The sequence below is a fragment of the Streptomyces sp. NPDC043861 genome (assembly GCF_056435905.1).
Genome location: NZ_JBWKDP010000016.1, coordinates 133,754 through 151,453 on the forward strand (window position 1 = coordinate 133,754; position 17,700 = coordinate 151,453).

Below are 17,700 nucleotides of genomic sequence, written 5' to 3' on the forward strand. Positions count from 1 at the left end.
AATTCCGGGTGCGAGGGACGGCCAGTACGGTCCGGACCCGCCCGGGCCGTGGCACTGGGGCCCGGGCCGGCCTCACGTCGGCGGCCGGGCCCTGCACGGGAGCGGACGGTCAGTACGGTCCGGAACGGGCCCGGTGGGCCCACCGGGTGCCCCGACCCGGAGGCGTCAGCAGCCGCAGTCCTCCGCATCGACCGGTGCGGTCAGCGGATCGGCCGCACGGTGGCCCTCGCCCTCCCACGTTTCGTACGCGAACCCTTCCCGTACCCAGTACTCGAACCCGCCGAGCATCTCCTTGACCCGGTAGCCCAGTTCGGCGAGGGCGAGCGCCGCACGGGTCGCGCCGTTGCAGCCCGGCCCCCAGCAGTAGGTGACCACCGGCACGGACCTGTCGAGCAGCCGCTCCGCCTGATCGGGGATCAACGCGGTGGGCAGGTGGACGGCGCCGGGGATGTGGCCCTGGTCCCAGGACTCGGTGGAACGGGAGTCAACGACGACGAATCCGGGATCACCGTCACCGGCCAGAGCTGCGGCCACATCGGAGACATCGGTGTGGAACACGAGGGACGCGGAGAAATGGGCGGCGGCTGCGGCCGGGGATGCAGGGGCGACGCGGAGGACGGGGTTCACGGCGGACCGGGTCAATGTCATGCCAAGAATCTATGGTGGGGAATCGCCCGGCTGAAGTGGAATTCCGCGCCACAAGCCTTGATCGGCCGTGGATTTCCCTGCAGTCTTTTGGGCATGACGGGATATTCACCGGATGCCACGGACTGGCGCATCCTCGACGCGCTGCAGAGCCGGGGCCGGGCCAGCTTCGCCGAACTGGCAAGGACGGTGTCGATGTCGCCCAGTGCGGTGACCGAGCGGATCCACAGGCTGGAGCAGGCCGGGGTGATCTCCGGGTACACCGCGGTGGTGGACCACGAGCGGATCGGGCTGCCGATCCTCGCGTTCGTCCGCCTGCGCTACCCGAACGGCAACTACAAGCCGTTCCACGACCTGCTGGCGACGACGCCCGAAGTCCTCGAGGCGCACCATGTCACGGGCGACGACTGTTTCGTACTGAAGGTCGCCGCCCGGTCGATGAGCCATCTGGAGGAGGTGTCCGGGCGGATCGGCACGCTGGGATCGGTGACGACGAGCGTCGTGTACTCGTCGCCCCTGCCCCGCCGGGCCATCAGCCGCTGAGCGGAACCGCGCGCTGGCGCACCGCGGAGCCGTGCCGTTCCTTGACGACCTCGAGCTGGGCCGGGATCCGGCGGCGCAGATCTGCGACATGACTGACGATGCCGACGCTCCGGTCGCGCTCGCGCAGCGAGTCCAGGACGTCGAGGACCTCGTCGAGGGTCTGGTCGTCGAGACTGCCGAAGCCCTCGTCGATGAAGAGGGTGTCCAGTCGTACGCCACCGGCCTCGTCGGTGACGACATCGGCGAGGCCGAGCGCGAGCGCGAGCGAGGCGAAGAACGTCTCGCCGCCGGAGAGCGTCGCGGTGTCCCGCTCCCGTCCGGTCCAGGCGTCGACCACGTGCAGACCGAGTCCGGCCCGCTTGCCGCCGGCGCGCGCATCCGAGTGGATCAGGGTGTAGCGGCCCCCTGACATGCGGTGCAGGCGGACGCTTGCGGCGGCCGCGACCTGCTCGAGGCGCGCCGCAAGAACATAGGACTCCAGCCGCATCCTGCGTTCGTTGTCGGCGGAGGTGCCCGCGGTGAGGCCGGCGAGCCGGGCGACCCGGTCGTACTCGTCGCGGAGCGGCCCGAGCCGGCGCACCTCGGCGGCGGCCTCGCGGGAGAGCCGGGTGAGTTCGGCACAGCGTTCGCGGCAGGCGGCGAGTGCGGTTGCGGCGCCGCGCAGGGCTCCTTCTGCGGCGTCGTGCACCTGCTGTGCGGCACACGGGTCCGCGGGAGACCGCTCGGCTGCGGCAAGGGTCTCCTGCTCGGCGAGCCGGTCGGCGACCGCAGCGGCCTCACGCTCCCAGGCGTCGAGCCGGTGCCGGAGATCGCGCTGCCCGGCGTCGCCCAGCAGCGCGTCGGCGGCTTCCGACGGTGTGTCGTACCCGGCCCGGAACGCGGCGTCGGCGAGCCGGTCGTCCGCCTCCTTCAGCCGTCGTGCCGTGTCCTCGGCCGCACGCACGGCTTCGGCGCCGGAGGCGAGCAGCCCGATCCGTCGCTCCAGCAGCGCGGCCCGCTCCGCGACCGTGCCGGTTCCGCCGGTCGCGCGGTGCACCTCGGCGTCCAACACTGTCTGCTCGCGGTCGAGCGCCTCCCGGCGGGAGGTCCGGGCGGCTGCTCGCCGCTCGGCTTCCTGCCGCGTGGCGAGCCGCTCCTCGTGCTCCCGCCCGGCACGGTCCAGCGCCTCTCGCGCCGCGTGCATCCCGGCGGCGAGCGCACGCGCCTCTTGGTGCTCGCGCTCGAGCCGCTCGACCTCTGCGGCGAGCTCCCGTGCGTCGGGGTCGGCTTCGTCCTGTGCGCCGGATTCATGAGCGCCGCCGGCCACCGTGTCGAGTGTGCGGGGCCCCGGGAGACGGGTGCCTGAGCGGTGGCCGCTCACACCGGAGCCGCTCACCGCACCCTCGCCGTCACCCCCGGCACCGACCACGGCGGCCTGCCCGTCCGCCTCCGCCTCCGGCCCCGGCTCGGACCGGCCGGCGACACCGGTGCGCGCTGCACCGTCGTCGGCCTCGGAAGCGGCCGCGGCACCGTGGGCGCTCCCGACAACGGTTCCGCCGGGCCGCCCGGACCCCGCACGGCCTTCGGCCGACGGACGATGGCCGGCCGCACTCGAGTGGGCTGCGGTCGGGGCCAGGTCGCGTCCGGTCTGAGCCGGGATGCCGGGGGGCGGCTGATCCTCGCCGGATTCGGCAACGGACTGTCCCTGCGGCAGTTCGCGGGCGGCCTGCCGTGCCTGGGTGAACGACTCCTCCACGACCGCCAGTTCGCGCTCCGCATCGGCCCTGGCCGTGTCCGCCGTGCTGTAGGTGTCATAGGCGGCGTCCTCACGTGCGCGGTCGACGTGGTCCACGCCGGCGGCAGCCGGTGCGGGGTGCTCCGGCGAACCGCAGACCGTGCAGGCTTCGCCCGGCACGAGGACGGAGGCCAGTTCGGCGGCGATGCCGCGCAGACGCCGCTCCTTGAGGTCGAGCCAGGTCTCCCGGGCGGCACTCGCGTGATCGCGTGCCGTGCGAAGCGTCTCCCCCAACTCGGTGGCGCGTTGCGCGAGTTCGTCGCGCCGCCGGGCGGCCGTCGCCCGGCGGCGGGCCGGTTCGAGACGGCCCGCCAGGTGCTCGGCACGGGTCGCCGCCTCCTGGGCGGCCTCGATGCCGTCCTGGAGCCCGCGGCGTACGGTGTCCCATCCCGCCAGCCATGTGTCCGCGTCGTGGAGGAGCTCCTCGTCGGCGCCTGCCTGGCGGTCCAGGTCCGCGCGCTCACGGGCGAGCTCCGAGCCCCGCTGTTCGGCACGACGGGCGGCGCCGAGGCCGCCGAGCTCCTGGCGGAGGTCGCGTTCCAGCGCGGCGAGCTGCTCCGCGCCCGCGTCCACGAGCGTCGACGGCAAGGATCCCCGCAGCCGCTCCCACGCGTCGCGCGCCCGGCGGTGTTCCCGCTCCCCCTCCTCGCGCAACTGCAGTGCCGGGCGGACCATTTCGGCCTTGCGAGCCCTCTCCAGGTGCGCCTGGACACGGTCACGCTCCTCCCGCCCGGCCTCCAGCTCCGCCGAGCGCCGCTCCGTCTCCCGGTGGCGCGCCTGCAGCCTCTCCAGCTCCCGCTCGGCGTCCAGGGCGCGCCGGGCCGCGGTCTGCCGGCTCTCCGCCGCGGAGAGGGCGCATTCGGCGATGTCGTACGCCTCCCCCGCACCGGCGCGGGCCACCGCTGCCCACTCCAGAACGGCCCCGGCGAGCCCCGGGTCCCCGGGGCGGGCCCCGGGGACGGGCCAGTCCTGCGCCGCACCGGCCGCCGCCTGGGCCATTCGATGCGCGACGGCCAGCAGCTTCTCGTCGCCTTCGCGCACCTGCTGCTCCGCGCCGCGCCGGAGTTCCGCGAGCCGTTCCTCGACCGCGGCGAAGCGCCGTGTGTCGAAGAGCCGGCCGAGCAGTTTGCCCCGCGCCTCGGCGTCGGCCCGCATGAACCGGGCGAAGTCGCCCTGCGGCAGCAGGACCACCTGGCAGAACTGCTCCCTGCTCATGCCGAGGAGCTGGGTGATCTCCTCGCCGATTTCCTGGTGGGAGCGGCTGAGCGCCTTCCATTCGCCGCGCCCGGAATCGAACTCGCGCAGCAGGCTCTGTGCCTTCTCCGTCGTGAAGCCGGTGCCCTTCTTCTTGGGGCGTGGCTGCGCGGGCCGCCGGGTGATCTCCAGCCGCCGTCCGGCGACCGTGAGCTCGAGGGTCACCTCGGTGTGCGTACCGGGCGCCGCATGGTCGCTGCGCAGTGATGCGCCAGGACTCTGCCGGGCGCCCGGCACCGCCCCGTAGAGCGCGTAGCACACCGCGTCGAGGACCGAGGTCTTGCCCGCACCGGTCGGGCCGTGCAGCAGGAACAGCCCGGCGGTGGAAAGGGCGTCGAAATCGACGTCCTGCCGCCCTCCGAAGGGCCCGAAGGCGGTCATGCCCAGTCGGTGCAGCCTCATCCGGCCACCTCGCGCACCGCCACGTCCACACGTACGTCGTCGAACGCGCCGCGCAGCACCACCCGTTCCCGCTCGTCGGGGCCCGCGCCGCCGCGCACATGGGCGACGAAGTCCTCGGCGATCTGGTGGTCGTCGCGGTCGCGCAGCCGCTCGGCGTAGGAGGCGAGCGGGTCCTCCTCGGTCCGCTCCGGGGCGAAGACCAGGCTCAGGGTGTGCGGGAAGCGTTCGCTGAGCCGGGCCATGGGGTCAGGGGGACGTACCGGATCGGTGAGGGTCGCCTCGATCCAGGACTGTTCGTGGTGCTCCAGCCCGGGATCGCCCAGCAGTTCTTCGAGCCGTCCCCGGATACGGGCGAGCGGCCGCGGCACGGGGCAGTCCAGCCGCTCGGCCTCGATCGTCCCGTCCGGCCCGATGTCGACGAGCCACATGGTCTTGCGGTGGTCGGCCTCGGAGAAGGAGTACGCGAGCGGTGAACCCGAGTACCGGACTCGGTCGCTGACGGTCTGGCAGCCGTGGAGGTGCCCGAGGGCGGCGTAGTCGACACCGTCGAAGATCCCCACGGGCACGGCGGCGACCCCGCCGACGGTGATGTCGCGTTCGCTGTCGCTCGGCCGGCCACCCACGACGAACGCGTGCGCGAGGACGACGGACCTGGTGCCGGGGGCCCGCCGAGCCAGGTCGGTCCGGACGCGCTCCATCGCGGCACCGAGGACCGCTTCGTGCCCGGCGGCCGACGCCTGCAGCGTGTTCCGCACGAGGGACGGCTCCAGATAGGGCAGTCCGTAGAAGGCGACGTCCCCGTGGGTGTCGGTGAGCACGACGGGGGTTCCGCAGCCGGCCGGGTCGGTGCGCAGATGGATCCCGGCCCGGTCGATCAGCCCGGCGCCGACGCCGAGGCGCCGCGCCGAGTCATGGTTCCCGGAGATCAGGACCGTCGGAACCCCGGCGTCGGCGAGGCGGTGCAGTACCTCGTCGAAGAGCTCCACGGCTGCGAGCGGCGGCACCGCCCGGTCGTACACGTCCCCCGCCACCAGTACCGCGTCCACCTCGCGCTCGATGGCCGTGGCCACCAGACGGCGGAGAAACGCGGCCTGTGCGTCGAGCAGGCTCACCCGGTGGAACGACCGCCCCAAATGCCAGTCCGAGGTGTGCAGAATCCTCAAGATACTGCTCCGACCTGCATGTTTTCCCTTCTCCGCCCCCAGAACCAGCACCGGAACGGTGCGGGACCCACGATCACCACCGACCACGCTAGCGCCGGCCGGCACCCGGTCCGTCAAGGACCTCGGTTTTCCCAGGGTCGTGCCTTCCCTGGTTCTCCCTCGTCGTCCCCCGGCACGCCCGTGCGGAACGGCACATGCGGCTCGGGGGAATGGTCAGACGTCCCCGTACGCCTCCGCGCCCAGGTCCAGTTCGGCAGTGCCGGCGGTCGTGTCGGCGAGCCATGCGCGGAAGGCGTCGACGTCCGCGTCCGGCAGACCGATCTCGATCGTCACCACTTCGCCGTACCGCACGTCCCGTACGGCCCGGCCGGTCGCCCTGAGGTCGTTCTCCAGCCTGCCTGCACGCTGATGGTCGACCGTGACCGTGGCGAGCCGGAAACGCTGCCGGGTGAGGGTGCCGACCGCGTCCAGAGCCTCGCCGACCGCGCCCCCGTACGCGCGAATCAGCCCGCCCGCGCCGAGTTTGACGCCACCGTAGTAGCGGGTGACGACGGCGACGACATAGCGCAGCTCGCGCCGCATCAGCATCTGCAGCATCGGCACCCCCGCCGTGCCGCCCGGCTCGCCGTCGTCGCTCGCCTTCTGGACCGCCGCGTCGGCACCGACGACATAGGCGAAGCAGTTGTGGGTGGCGGTCGGGTGTTCCTTGCGGATGCGTGCGACGAAGTCCTGCGCCTCCTGCTCGGTTGCCGCGGGGGCGAGCGCGCAGATGAAGCGCGATCGGCTGATCTCGGTCTCGTGCACGCCCTCGCGGGCGACCGTCCGGTACTGCTCCTGCATCGGGCCAGCCTATGCCCGGCGCGGGAATGCTCCGCGCGGGCGACCCGTTGAGCGGGCATGTACGCAGACGCAGAGACAATCCGGAAGATCCTCACCGGGTCGGGCGACACCTGGGCCGTGGTCGGCCTGTCGAACAACGAGTCCAGGGCCGCCCACGGGGTCGCCAGGGTCCTGCAGCACTACGGCAAGCGGATCGTGCCCGTGCACCCGAAGGCTGAGACGGTCCACGGGGAGCGGGGGTACTCCTCGCTCGCCGAGATCCCTTTCGCCGTCGACGTCGTGGACGTGTTCGTCAACAGCGAACACGCAGGGGCGGTGGCCGACGATGCCGTGGCCAAGGGCGCGAAGGCGGTCTGGTTCCAGCTCGGTGTGATCGACGAGGATGCGTACGACAGGACCCGGGGCGCCGGGCTCGACATGGTGATGGACCGCTGCCCCGCGATCGAGATCCCTCTCCTGGACTGATGTGTGCCACGCGCCGGCGACCGCCGGCCGACCGCGCCCGCGTCGGGATCCGGGTCTCAGCCGATTCCGAGACCCTCCACCACCAGCGCGCCCGGGAGGCCGGCGAACACCTTGCCGGGCACGATGAGCTTGCCGCGGCGACGACCACTGCCGATCAGCACCCACTCCGAGTCGACCACGGCGGGGTCGACGAGCAGGGGCCAGCCGGCCGGGAGCCCGATGGGCGTGATGCCTCCGTATTCCATGCCGGTCTCACCGGTGGCGATGTCCATCGAGGCGAACGAGGCCTTGCGCACACCCAGTTGCTTGCGTACGACACCGTTGACGTCCACGCGGGTGCGGGAGAGGACGAGGCAGGCGGCGAGGCCGGACTCGCCACCGCGCTTGCCGGCCACGACGACGCAGTTGGCGGATACGTCATGCAGCCCGGCGCCGTAGTGCGCCACGAAGGCCGCGGTGTCGGCGATCGCCGGGTCGGTGTCGACGTAGACGAGCTGCTCGACGGGAACATTCCCGCTCCAGGCACGCACCGCGTCGGCGACGGGCCCCGTGAGTTCGTCGATGCAGTCGCAGGCCGGCCCGGCGTTGTCGAAGCTTCCGATGGGCGCGCGCATACACCTCACGCTAACAGCCGCGGGGCGGGCCGCGATTGGGCGTCTCAGCGGGCGGGCGGCACCGCGACGGTCATGGTCATCTCAACCGTCTCGGCGCCGTCGTTCCGGTAGGTGTGCGGCACATTGGCCTCGAAGCTCGCCGAGGTCCCGGCCGGTACGGAGTGCGGCGTGCCGTCGATGACCAGGGTGAGCTCACCGGCGGAGACATGGAGCAGCTCGACGGTGCCGTCGGGGTGGGGGTCGGAGGGGCTTTCGTCGCCGGGCATGAGTGTCCACGCCCACATTTCGAGCGGGCCGCGGGCGTCGGCCCCGACCAGCAGGGTGGTGGAGCTGCCCGCGGGGGTGGACCACATACGGACCGCCTGCTCCCGGGGCACGAGACGCACCTGCGGGCCCTGCTCGTAGTCGAGGAGCGTGGTGATGCTGACGCCCAGGGCGTCGGCGAGCTTCACCGTGGTGCCGACGCTCGGGTTGGTGCGGGCCTGCTCGATCTGGATGATCATGCCGCGGCTGACCCCCGAGCGGGCTGCGAGTGCGTCGAGTGTGAACCCCCGTTCGCCGCGCCAGCGCTTGAGGTTACGGGCGAGCGACTGCGTGAGCTGGTCGAGGTCCGACACATTCCGTCCAATATTTTGAATGATAGGGTCCAGTGCATTGCACTACGCTGGGCTGCACCCCAGCGTTCATCAAACTGTACTGCGAGGCTCCCATGACCGTGCTGTTCGCCCTGGCAACCAGCCTGCTCTGGGGGCTGGCCGACTTCGGCGGCGGCCTGCTCACCCGACGGATCCCGGCACTCACTGTGGTCGTGGTGTCACAGTCGATCGCGGTGGTCGTGCTGGGCGCGGCCGTGCTGGCCACCGGCGGCCTCTCCGAGGCGGGCCCGCAGCTCTGGTACGCGGTGGCGGCCGGAGTCGTGGGCCCCGTCGCGATGCTCAGCTTCTACAAGGCGCTGGCGCTCGGCCCGATGGGAGTGGTGTCGCCGCTCGGCTCCCTCGGCGTCGTCGTGCCGGTCTCGGTGGGTCTGCTGCTGGGCGACCGGCCCGGGCTGGTGCAGTTCGCGGGGATCGGCGTGGCCGTGGTCGGCATCCTGCTCGCCGGCGGGCCCGAGCTGCGCGGGGCCCCCGTGCAGCGGCAGGCGATCCTGCTGACGCTGCTCGCGGCCTTCGGATTCGGGGCCGTGATGGCACTGATCGCCGAGGCGTCGACCACCCTCACCGGACTGTTCCTGGCGCTGTTCGTCCAGCGGGTCACCAATGTCGCGGTGGGCGGTGCTGCGCTGATCGTGTCCGTGCAGCGCGGCGGGCGGGCCCTGCCGGAGGAGGGCGGCATGCGGGCCATCGGGAGTGCGCTGCCCGCACTCGCCTTCGTCGGCCTCGCGGACGTGGCGGCCAACGGCACCTACTCGATCGCCGCCCAGAACGGTCCGGTGACCATCGCCGCGGTGCTCGCATCGCTCTACCCCGTGGTGACGGCACTGGCCGCGCGCGGCGTCCTGAAGGAGCGGCTGCGGGCCGTGCAGGCCGCCGGAGCCGGACTCGCCCTGGTCGGCACGGTGCTGCTGGCGAGCGGCTGATCAGCTCTCGTCGGGCTCCAGCTCCGCGAGAGCCCGCAGGACCTCCGGAGTCACGCCCTCCGGGATCGGCACCGGGGCGGGTGTCCGCAGCGGCGGCTGCCAGCCCGACTCGGCGTCCCAGCGGCGTACGACCTTGGCGGGGGCCCCGGCCACCACGGCGTGATCCGGCACCTCACCGCGTACGACGGCACCGGCAGCGACCACCACATTGCGGCCCAGCCGGGCACCGGGCAGGATCACCGCGCCCGTGCCGAGCCAGCAGCCGGGACCGATCTCGACCGGCTCGGCCCGGGGCCACTGCCTGCCGACGGGCTGGTGCGGATCGTCGTAGCTGTGGTTCGTCGAGGTGATGTAGACGTACGGGCCGCAGTAGGTGTCGGAGCCGATCGTCACGGTGGTGTCGGCGATGACATGGCTGCCTCGCCCGAGAACCACTCCGTTGCCGAGGGTCAGGATCGGGTCGGGCCCGAGGTCGAGGTCCGGCATCATGCCCGCGGTCAGGGTCACCTGCTCCCCGATGATGCAGTGGTCACCCAGCTCGATCCACGCTTCACCGAACACGGTGCCCTGCGGAAACGCCAGCCGGGTGCCGGTCCCGATGCTGCGGAAGCGCAGCGGGCCCGGTGACTCCGCGGTGACCGCACCGGCGTTCTGCACCCAGCGCCAACCACGGTGGACGACGGCCGCGAGAACGCGGCGCCGCCGGGCGGTCAGCGAGGAGAACGTGTTTCTGTCCTTGGGCACCCCGACACGGTAGTGGGCGCGGGCACCGCTGATCAGGGCGGCAGGCTGTGATCTTCGCCCCAGGCCCGCGGCCGGGAGGATCGGGCGGCGTCCAACGCCCCGTGCGGACCCGACCCATGACGGCTCGGCAGCGTCGTGTGCGGCAGCGGAATTGCGGCCGGCGGCGCAGGCGGCAGTCTGGGAGTGGAACGAGCTCGTACATCCCCACGACTCGCGGACACCGACAGGCCCACAGCCCACCACCCACGGTGCCGGCGGGAGAGGAAGAGGGTGGCCGTAGCCAGGGAACCATTGCGCAATCTCGTACGGCGTCACAATGAACCGGCCGTCGTCCAGACGGTGCGTTCCACCGCCGCTGCGGTCATCTCGTACGTCATCGCCCTCCAGCTCAGCAGCGAGCCACTGCCGCTCACCGCACCGCTCACCGCTCTTCTGGTCGTACAGGTCACCCTGTACTCGACCCTGACGACCGGGATCCGGCGGGTGAACTCGGTCGTCGCCGGTGTGCTGATCGCCATCGGCTTCAGCGCGCTGGTGGGTCTGAGCTGGTGGAGTCTCGGACTGGTCATCCTGGCGTCGCTGGTGATCGGGCGGTTCGTCAAGGTCGGCGAGTTCGTGCCGGAGGTGGCGATCAGCGCGATGCTCGTGCTGGGGGTGACCCAGGTGACCGCGACGGCCTGGGACCGCGTGCTCGAGACCCTGATCGGCGCGGTCGTGGGACTGCTGTTCAATGTGCTGTTCGTGCCACCCGTGTGGGTGAGCGACGCAAGCGCGGCGATCACCGACCTTGCGGCCAGGATGCGGGGACTGCTCGCGCACATCGCCGATCAGCTGGGCGAGCACACGCCGGTCGAGAAGGCCGCGGCACGGCTCCACGAAGCCCGGCGCCTCGACCACGACATCGTGCAGGTGGACGCGGCCCTGCGGCAGGCGGAGGACAGTCTGCGACTCAATCCCCGGGTCAAGGAGCCGCTGCTCTCCCGGCTGGTGCTGCGCACGGGCCTGGACGCGCTGGAGATCTCCGCGGTGATCCTGCGCGTCTCCTGCCGCACCCTCACCGACCTCGCCAGGACACAGACCTCGGGAACGCTCTTCCCCCCGCCCCTGACCGCCGCTCTGCAGGAGCTCTTCGGGCATCTGTCCGGAGCGATCGGCAGTTTCGCCGTGCTGATCACCGCGCAGGCCACGGCGAACGCCGAGGAGGCGGAGGAACGCCTCTCGGCGGAGCTCGCCGAGGGCAGACGGTGCCGGGAGCGGGTCGCTCTCCTTCTCCTGGACGGCATCCGTGAGAAGCCGGAGCACTGGCAGCTGCACGGGGCCCTGCTGGCGGAGGCGGACCGGATTCTGGACGAGCTGGACGTGGAGAAGCGCAGCGAGCGGCTGATCGAGGAGCTGGACCGGCACTCCAGCTCGCGCCCCACGGGATGGCAGTGGCTGGACGACGTGAAGCACCGGGTGCGCAACAGTGTGCGGCGCGGTGGGGGCGCGGACGGCTGAGACCAGTGGCCACCGGCCTGCGGACGAGCGCCGGACCTCCGCGGACCAGGGCCGGACCGCCCGCGGACCGGGGGCCGACCGTGCAGGCGGCGTACGCGGAGGCGGCCGCCCCCGTCGGTCACGGGGTGCGGCCGCCTCAGTCAGGACGTGGAGTCCGGCGGGACTACCGTCCGGACTTCTTCATCCGTTCGGACGCGTTCTCCGCGGCCTCCTGGGCCTTGCCTGCCATCTGCTCGCCGCGACCCTCGGCCTGCATGCCGCTGTCGCCCATGGCGCGGCCCGCGGTTTCCTTCATCTTGCCCTTGACCTGCTTCGTCTTCGCCTTTGCCTTACCCATGACGGCTGTCCCTTCGGTGGGGGTGGACTGGCGTAATCCACCTTGCGCCGTTCACTCAGGGTCCGCAATCGGTGACGCAAAGCACATGGTCAGTCGGGTGGTTCGGGCACCGGACGGGTGCCCGGTCCGGGACCGGAGGGCGGCTCGTGGTCCGGCTCCGGGGCCGGCTCGGGCGGCTCGGGCGGCTGCGGATCGCGTGGTACGGGATCGGGCCCGCTGGGTACGGGTTCCGGACCGTCGGGGGGCGGCTGCGTAGTACTCATGGCCGGACCTTTCGGATGCCTGTGGTCGTCCCCCCGTGCGCTGCAGGTACCCCATGGCCCGGAGGCCAATCAGCCGTCGTGCGCGGCCCGGTGCTCCTTCACGAGCTCCAGGTACATGATCGCGTTGAGCTTGATGCCCTCGCGTTCCTCGTCGGTCAGTTCGCGCTTGACCTTGGCGGGCACTCCGGCGACGAGCGACCCCGGGGGCACCCGCATCCCCTGTGGGACGAGCGCCTGCGCGGCGATGAGGGAGCCGGCGCCGATGTGCGCACCGTTCAGGACGGTTGCCCCCATGCCGACGAGTACGTCGTCCTCGACCGTGCAGCCGTGCAGGACGGCGTTGTGTCCGACGGAGACGCGCTCACCGATGGTCACCGGGAAGCCGGGGTCGACGTGCACGGTGCAGTTGTCCTGGATGTTGCTGTCCGCGCCGAGAACGATCGGGCCGCAGTCGGCTCGCAGCACCGCGTGGTACCACACGCTGGCACCGGGGGCCATCGTGACCTCGCCGATCACGACCGAGGTGGGGGCGGCGAACGCCTCGGAGGCGATCCGCGGCTCCTTCCCTCCGACTCCCGAGATCAGTGCCCGATCGCTTCCTGCCATGGCTCTCTCCTCATCACGGCTTCTGTGCCACACCCACAGGCACAGTAGGCGAGGCCTCGTCGGCGCCCGCCTCGGGGGCCGGGGCAGCGTTCTCGGCGCGAGCGGCCGCCTTCTTGGCCCGGCTCTTGAGGACGAGCATCGAGGTGAGGCCGAAGAGCACCGCGAGGACGAGACCCAGCCAGGAGAAGCGCTTGAGCCATGCCTCGGCCACGACGCCGACCGAGTAGATGACCGCGGTCGTGCCGCCCGCCCAGAGGATGCCACCGAAGACATTGGCGATGAGGAACTTCCAGTAGGGCATGCGCAGGACGCCGGCGAGTGGTCCGGCGAAGATCCGCAGGAGCGCCACGAAGCGGCCGAAGAAGACCGCCCACATGCCCCACTTCTCGAAGGACCGCTCGGCCATCGCGATGTTGGCCTCGCTGAAGTGCTTGGGGAACTTCCCGCCGCACCAGGTGAGCAGCGGGCGGCCGCCCTTGCGCCCGATGGCGTAGCCGATCGAGTCCCCGACGATCGCGCCCGCGGTGGCGCAGATGCCGAGCACCCACGGGTTGATGTCGCCGTGCTGGGAGGCGAGGAGGGCGGAACTGACGAGAACGATCTCACCGGGCAGCGGGATACCGAGACTCTCCAGTCCGATGACCACCCCCACCAGGATGTAGATGCTGACCGCGGGGACGGTCTCGAGCCACTCCTGGACGTGCAACGCCGGTTCCTCCCGTTGTCGTAGGTCCCGGCCCGTGGTCGTGGGGCGCGTGGACCCGTGTCGTCGGGCCCGGACCTGTTTCGTCGGGCCTGGCTGCCCGGGTGTGCACGTCCTGCGGCGCACACCCGGGCAGCCTACCTGGTCACGCCACCGGGGCCGCGGAGTCCGGCGGCGGCGGACCCGGGCCCGCGACGAGAGACGGCCGCCCGCCCGGCCGAGGACCGAGCAGGCGACGGCGCTCGGAAGTCATGGATGACATGAAGGAGCGGAGACGGCGCATCCGAACGGCGGGCACAGTAGAGCCGCCCCTGGGTCCGGGTCCGGATCCAGGGGCGGCCGGCTGCTGCGGGCGACTCCGGAACGGGGGCCGCTCGAGTGCTGCGGCGGCCCGCGGCGCCGCGCGTCCACCAGGTGCTGCGAACCCTCGGGTCCGCGAGCCTCAGGAGTTCGGGCGCAGCGTCCAGACGACGGTCATCTCGCCGGTCACGGCACCGTCGGCGCGCGTGATGGCGATGTCGACGGGGAACTCGGGCCGCTCGCCCGCATCGAGTTCCGCGACGACCTCGGCGATGGTCCGGCCCAGCGTGGCAGTGGCCGTGACCACGCCCATCGCGAGCTTCTTGTAGCCGATTTCGGCCTTGACGGCGAGGGGCACGGCGCGGCTCAGCTGGTCACCGAAGGCGGCGAGCACGATCGCACCGCTGGCGGATTCGGCGAGGGTGAACATCGCTCCGGCGTGCGGGCCGCCGACGTGGTTGTGGTAGTCGGCCTGGTCCGGCATACGGACCACGGCCCGGTCGGCAGTGGTCTCCAGGAACTCCAGATTGAGGGTCCTGGCCATGGGAACCGTGGCGGCGAGCATCTCGCCGACGGACATCTGGTCTGCGCTCATGCCACGGATGTTACCCACGAGTAGCCCTGCTTGGCCATCCCCTCCGGGGGCGGGCATGGCAGCGGGAACCCGCCACCTCTATGGTTACTGGCCATGTGGCCAGGACAGCAGCCGCCCGGGGGCGAGCAGAACCCGCAGGACCAGAACCCGTACACACAGCCGGGGTACCAGCAGCCGAATCCGTATGCGCAGCCGGGATACCAGGAGCAGCCCGGGTACCAGCAGCAGCCGGGGTACCCGCAGCAGCAGCCCGGGTACCCGCAGCCGAATCCGTACCAGCAGCAGAGTGGGCAGCAGTACTCGGTTCCGGGCCCGCCGCAGCCGGGTGGACAGGGCCCGTCGTCGGACCGGAGGAAGACCGCGATCGTCGCGATCGTCGCGGCCACGGCGGTCGTTGCCGCCGCCGTCATCACCGGTGTCGTGGTGCTGAGGGACGGCGGCGAGGAGGGACCGGACCGGGCCGACGGCAAGAAGCCCGCGACGTCGGCGAGTCCGTCCGACCAGACCCCCTCCCCCGCCGACAACCCCCGGGACGGTTCGAACAACGCCAAGGCGACAATCGCGGGCTGGAAGGTCGTCACCAATCCCAAGTACGGCACGCAGTTCGACGTGCCCCCGGAGTGGGAGGTGGCGGGAACGGGCGTGGGCTCGGGGTTCGAGGACCGCGAGAAGGGCGACGGGTCCGCCTTGATCATGATGTCGGCGCCCGCCTACTACAAGAGCAAGTGGTGCTCCGTCGATTCGGACAAGGACGGGGACATGGAGGACTCGGGCCTCGGAGGGACCGGCACCAAGGGCGGCCAGGGAGCCACGGACACGGCGAGCAGCTCCCGGAGCGAAGCGGGGACCTGGGTGTGGGCTGCCTACGCCCAGCAGATGCCGAAGAGCATCGTCAAGATCACCAAGCCGGTGCCGTACACGACGAAGTCCGGACTCAGCGGGCACTTCGCGACAGCCACCGCGGTCGGTGTGAAGAAGGAGAACAAGTGCGACACCGACGGAAAGTCGATCGCCTTCACGTTCAAGACCGCAAACGGTGACTTCTCCTCCTGGGTCCTGTACGCCAGCAAGGGTGTGAAGGAGGAGCTGCCGGACACGACGATCAAGCAGATCCTCAGCACCGTGCGGCTCACGGACGCTTCCGCTTCCTGACCGCAATCGGGCCGGACGCGACAATCCGGTCGGGCGTGGAAAACCGGTTTGGCACGGGCGGCCGACGGGAGCGATAGTCCCGTGGTGAACAGTCCCGCCGCCGCCCCGAGGCGCATGCCCCGCCCCCGCCGCCCCGAATGGGCGGGCCGCAACTACACACTGCTGACCGCCGCGGCGATCGTCACCAATCTGGGTGCCCATGGTGCGCTGATCGCCGGGGCGTTCGCCGTGCTGGAGTCCGGCGGTGACGGGGGCGACGTGGGGCTCGTCGCGGCGGCGCGGACTCTGCCGCTCGTACTCTTCCTGCTGATCGGCGGGGCGATCGCGGACCGCCTGCCGCGGCACCGGGTGATGGTCGCCGCCAACGCCCTCAACTGTCTCTCGCAGGCTGCCTTCGCAGCACTCGTGCTGGCCGGGGACGCGCAGCTGTGGCAGATGATGCTGCTGACGGCGCTCTGCGGGACCGGGCAGGCCTTCTTCAACCCCGCCGCCGAAGGCATGCTGATGTCCAGCGTCGACGGGGAGCAGGCGAGCCGTGCCTTCGCCCTCTTCCGGATGGCGATGCACGGGGCCGGTATCGGGGGCGCGGCGCTCGGTGGTGCGATGATCGCGGCAGTGGGCCCCGGCTGGGTGCTCGCGATCGACGCGGCCGCCTTCGCGCTGGCCGGGGCCCTCCGTGCGTTCCTCGATGTGAGCCACATCCCGGAGCGGGCGCGCGAAGGCGGGCTGCTCGCCGATCTGCGGGACGGATGGACGGAGTTCGTCGGGCGTCCCTGGCTGTGGTCCATCGTGGCTCAGTTCTCCGTGGTGGTCGCGGTGGTGGGCGCCGCCGATGCGGTCTACGGACCCCTGGTCGCGGAGGAGTCACTGGGCGGCGCACGGCCGTGGGGCCTGGCGTTGGCCGCGTTCGGTGCCGGCACGCTCGGCGGTGCGCTGCTGATGATGCGTTGGAAGCCGAGGCGGATGCTGCTGGTGGGCACGCTGTGCGTGTTCCCGCTGGCCCTGCCGTCGGCGGCGCTCGCCGTGCCGCTGCCGTTCGGACCGCTGGCCGTGGTGATGTTCATCAGCGGCGTGTCGATCGAGGTGTTCGGCGTCGCGTGGATGACCACGCTCCATCAGGAGATCCCGGAGGAGAAGCTGTCCCGGGTCGCCGCGTACGACTGGTTCGGTTCGACGGCATTGCTTCCGCTGGCCCTCGCGCTGGCCGGGCCCGCCGAGGGTCTGGTCGGCCGGGAGCACGCACTGTGGGGCTGCGCGGCGCTGATCGTCCTGGTGACGGCACTGGTGCTGCTGGTGCCCGATGTGCGGAATCTGACGAGGCGTACGAAGCGGGTTGCCGGTCATGTCACCGCACCGGTCGTGGCCTCAGCCGATGCCGAAGGCACCGCCGGGCGGCTCGGGTGAGTCGACGGCGTCCCGGTCGCCCACCGGCCGGGCGTCACCGGTGAAGGTCCGCAGGGCTTCGCCGTGCACGACGCGCGCCGGGAAGGCGTCGGAGGCCGTGCGGCGGGAGAGCGCTGCGGTGTCGATCCCGGTGTGCGAGGCGAGAAGGACGGCATTGCCGAACCGGCGGCCCCGCAGCACGGCGGGTTCGGCGATGAGTGCCACGTTCTCGAACTCGGCGGCGAAAGTGGCCAGCTGCGAGCGGAGGAAGCCGAAGGGGGCTCCGTCGGCGAGGTTCGCGGCATAGAGACCGCCGGGGCGCAGGACACGCTCCGCGGCCCGTGCGTACTCCCGTGACGTGAGATGTGCGGGCACCCTGGAGCCGCCGAACACATCGGCGACGAGGACGTCGGCCGAGCGGGCCGGAGCCCCCTCCAGCCATCGTCGGGCGTCCGCACAGTGCACGGTGATCGCGGTGTCCTCGGGGACCGGAAGATGCTCGGCCACCAGCGAGAGGAGCCCTTCGTCCGCTTCCACGACGTCCTGCCGCGAGCCGGGCCGGGTCGCCGCCGCATAGCGCGGCAGGGTGAGCGCTCCGCCGCCGAGGTGCAGCACGTCGAGCGGCGTTCCGGCGTCGGCCGCGCAGTCGATGACATGGGCGAGCCGGCGCGCGTATTCGAACTCGAGGTGTGTGGGCTCGTCCAGGTCGACGTACGACTGCGGCGCCCCGTCCACGGTCAGCAGCCACGCCCGCTCGCGGTCGATGTCCGGCATGAGTTTGGCGGTGCCGTGGTCGACGGCGCGGATGACGGGTATGGCCTCGTTCACCCGCCCATTGTGCGCC

Annotated in this window: 18 protein-coding genes; 6 read left to right on the forward strand and 12 right to left on the reverse strand. The window is 71.7% G+C overall.

Going from position 1 to position 17,700, the window contains the following annotated elements; translation table 11 throughout:
* Positions 1-165: 165 nt before the first annotated feature.
* The gene (locus AC068D_RS30095) at positions 166-648 is read right to left on the reverse strand and encodes a rhodanese-like domain-containing protein (protein WP_478826249.1); all 483 of its coding nucleotides are present in this window, start codon (positions 646-648) and stop codon (positions 166-168) included.
* A 93-nt stretch (positions 649-741) separates the two neighbouring features.
* Between AC068D_RS30095 and AC068D_RS30100 the strand changes: the two genes are divergently transcribed.
* Positions 742-1,188 carry an Lrp/AsnC family transcriptional regulator gene (locus AC068D_RS30100; RefSeq protein ID WP_478826250.1) on the forward strand — a complete coding sequence of 149 codons (447 nt, stop codon included), beginning with the start codon at positions 742-744 and terminating at the stop codon, positions 1,186-1,188.
* Here the strand turns inward: AC068D_RS30100 and AC068D_RS30105 are convergent.
* The 3 genes from AC068D_RS30105 to AC068D_RS30115 all read right to left on the reverse strand — a co-directional run bounded on the left by AC068D_RS30105 (position 1,178) and on the right by AC068D_RS30115 (position 6,621).
* On the reverse strand, positions 1,178-4,618 hold the full coding sequence (locus AC068D_RS30105; protein WP_478826251.1) for an AAA family ATPase: 3,441 nt from the start codon (positions 4,616-4,618) through the stop codon (positions 1,178-1,180). The two genes, AC068D_RS30100 and AC068D_RS30105, sit on opposite strands and share 11 nt — an antisense overlap.
* A complete protein-coding gene (locus tag AC068D_RS30110; protein WP_478826252.1) occupies positions 4,615-5,781 on the reverse strand; it encodes an exonuclease SbcCD subunit D in 1,167 nt (388 codons plus the stop codon). The genes AC068D_RS30105 and AC068D_RS30110 overlap by 4 nt, the downstream gene beginning before the upstream one ends.
* Before the next feature lie 213 nt (positions 5,782-5,994).
* Positions 5,995-6,621, reverse strand: a complete 627-nt coding sequence (locus AC068D_RS30115) for a YigZ family protein (protein WP_478826253.1) — start codon at positions 6,619-6,621, stop codon at positions 5,995-5,997.
* Between the two features lie 57 nt (positions 6,622-6,678).
* Between AC068D_RS30115 and AC068D_RS30120 the strand changes: the two genes are divergently transcribed.
* Positions 6,679-7,086: a CoA-binding protein gene (locus AC068D_RS30120; RefSeq protein ID WP_478826254.1), complete on the forward strand. Its 408-nt coding sequence runs from the start codon at positions 6,679-6,681 to the stop codon at positions 7,084-7,086.
* Between the two features lie 56 nt (positions 7,087-7,142).
* Here the strand turns inward: AC068D_RS30120 and AC068D_RS30125 are convergent, their stop codons facing one another.
* Together AC068D_RS30125 and AC068D_RS30130 are read right to left on the reverse strand one after the other, a co-directional pair.
* The gene (locus AC068D_RS30125) at positions 7,143-7,700 is read right to left on the reverse strand and encodes a YbaK/EbsC family protein (RefSeq protein ID WP_478826255.1); all 558 of its coding nucleotides are present in this window, start codon (positions 7,698-7,700) and stop codon (positions 7,143-7,145) included.
* 44 nt (positions 7,701-7,744) lie between these two features.
* Entirely contained in the window at positions 7,745-8,317 is a 573-nt protein-coding gene (locus tag AC068D_RS30130; protein WP_478826256.1) for a helix-turn-helix domain-containing protein, read from the reverse strand.
* Between the two features lie 92 nt (positions 8,318-8,409).
* Here AC068D_RS30130 and AC068D_RS30135 point away from each other — a divergent pair, with 92 nt between their 5' ends.
* The gene (locus tag AC068D_RS30135) at positions 8,410-9,276 is read left to right on the forward strand and encodes an EamA family transporter (protein WP_478826257.1); all 867 of its coding nucleotides are present in this window, start codon (positions 8,410-8,412) and stop codon (positions 9,274-9,276) included.
* Here AC068D_RS30135 and AC068D_RS30140 read toward each other — a convergent pair whose 3' ends face one another.
* Entirely contained in the window at positions 9,277-10,020 is a 744-nt protein-coding gene (locus tag AC068D_RS30140; RefSeq protein WP_478826258.1) for an acyltransferase, read from the reverse strand.
* A gap of 270 nt (positions 10,021-10,290) precedes the next feature.
* On the opposite strand from AC068D_RS30140, the gene AC068D_RS30145 reads away from it, so the two are divergent.
* Positions 10,291-11,517 carry an FUSC family protein gene (locus tag AC068D_RS30145; RefSeq protein ID WP_478826259.1) on the forward strand — a complete coding sequence of 409 codons (1,227 nt, stop codon included), beginning with the start codon at positions 10,291-10,293 and terminating at the stop codon, positions 11,515-11,517.
* A gap of 163 nt (positions 11,518-11,680) precedes the next feature.
* On the opposite strand, the gene AC068D_RS30150 is transcribed toward AC068D_RS30145, so the two are convergent.
* The 4 genes from AC068D_RS30150 to AC068D_RS30165 all read right to left on the reverse strand — a co-directional run bounded on the left by AC068D_RS30150 (position 11,681) and on the right by AC068D_RS30165 (position 14,306).
* Entirely contained in the window at positions 11,681-11,854 is a 174-nt protein-coding gene (locus tag AC068D_RS30150) for a CsbD family protein (protein WP_478826260.1), read from the reverse strand.
* 332 nt (positions 11,855-12,186) lie between these two features.
* Entirely contained in the window at positions 12,187-12,723 is a 537-nt protein-coding gene (locus AC068D_RS30155; protein ID WP_478826261.1) for a gamma carbonic anhydrase family protein, read from the reverse strand.
* Between the two features lie 13 nt (positions 12,724-12,736).
* Positions 12,737-13,429 carry a DedA family protein gene (locus AC068D_RS30160; protein ID WP_478826262.1) on the reverse strand — a complete coding sequence of 231 codons (693 nt, stop codon included), beginning with the start codon at positions 13,427-13,429 and terminating at the stop codon, positions 12,737-12,739.
* 439 nt (positions 13,430-13,868) lie between these two features.
* Positions 13,869-14,306, reverse strand: coding sequence for a DUF4442 domain-containing protein (locus AC068D_RS30165; RefSeq protein ID WP_478826325.1), 438 nt, complete (start codon positions 14,304-14,306; stop codon positions 13,869-13,871).
* Between the two features lie 108 nt (positions 14,307-14,414).
* On the opposite strand from AC068D_RS30165, the gene AC068D_RS30170 reads away from it, so the two are divergent.
* On the forward strand, positions 14,415-15,473 hold the full coding sequence (locus AC068D_RS30170; protein WP_478826263.1) for a DUF8017 domain-containing protein: 1,059 nt from the start codon (positions 14,415-14,417) through the stop codon (positions 15,471-15,473).
* A gap of 114 nt (positions 15,474-15,587) precedes the next feature.
* Entirely contained in the window at positions 15,588-16,877 is a 1,290-nt protein-coding gene (locus AC068D_RS30175) for an MFS transporter (protein ID WP_478826326.1), read from the forward strand.
* On the opposite strand, the gene AC068D_RS30180 is transcribed toward AC068D_RS30175, so the two are convergent.
* On the reverse strand, positions 16,839-17,684 hold the full coding sequence (locus AC068D_RS30180) for a spermidine synthase (RefSeq protein ID WP_478826264.1): 846 nt from the start codon (positions 17,682-17,684) through the stop codon (positions 16,839-16,841). The two genes, AC068D_RS30175 and AC068D_RS30180, sit on opposite strands and share 39 nt — an antisense overlap.
* Positions 17,685-17,700 lie beyond the last annotated feature (16 nt).

Bases quoted from the DNA above. Each gene is read 5' to 3' on its own strand.
- AC068D_RS30150 (WP_478826260.1), bottom strand. From the start codon at position 11,854: ATGGGTAAGGCAAAGGCGAAGACGAAGCAGGTCAAGGGCAAGATGAAG.
- AC068D_RS30120 (WP_478826254.1), top strand. From the start codon at position 6,679: ATGTACGCAGACGCAGAGACAATCCGGAAGATCCTCACCGGGTCGGGC.
- AC068D_RS30155 (WP_478826261.1), bottom strand. From the start codon at position 12,723: ATGGCAGGAAGCGATCGGGCACTGATCTCGGGAGTCGGAGGGAAGGAG.
- AC068D_RS30165 (WP_478826325.1), bottom strand. From the start codon at position 14,306: ATGTCCGTCGGCGAGATGCTCGCCGCCACGGTTCCCATGGCCAGGACC.
- AC068D_RS30175 (WP_478826326.1), top strand. From the start codon at position 15,588: ATGCCCCGCCCCCGCCGCCCCGAATGGGCGGGCCGCAACTACACACTG.
- AC068D_RS30095 (WP_478826249.1), bottom strand. From the start codon at position 648: ATGACATTGACCCGGTCCGCCGTGAACCCCGTCCTCCGCGTCGCCCCT.
- AC068D_RS30125 (WP_478826255.1), bottom strand. From the start codon at position 7,700: ATGCGCGCGCCCATCGGAAGCTTCGACAACGCCGGGCCGGCCTGCGAC.
- AC068D_RS30170 (WP_478826263.1), top strand. From the start codon at position 14,415: ATGTGGCCAGGACAGCAGCCGCCCGGGGGCGAGCAGAACCCGCAGGAC.
- AC068D_RS30115 (WP_478826253.1), bottom strand. From the start codon at position 6,621: ATGCAGGAGCAGTACCGGACGGTCGCCCGCGAGGGCGTGCACGAGACC.
- AC068D_RS30105 (WP_478826251.1), bottom strand. From the start codon at position 4,618: ATGAGGCTGCACCGACTGGGCATGACCGCCTTCGGGCCCTTCGGAGGG.
- AC068D_RS30135 (WP_478826257.1), top strand. From the start codon at position 8,410: ATGACCGTGCTGTTCGCCCTGGCAACCAGCCTGCTCTGGGGGCTGGCC.
- AC068D_RS30100 (WP_478826250.1), top strand. From the start codon at position 742: ATGACGGGATATTCACCGGATGCCACGGACTGGCGCATCCTCGACGCG.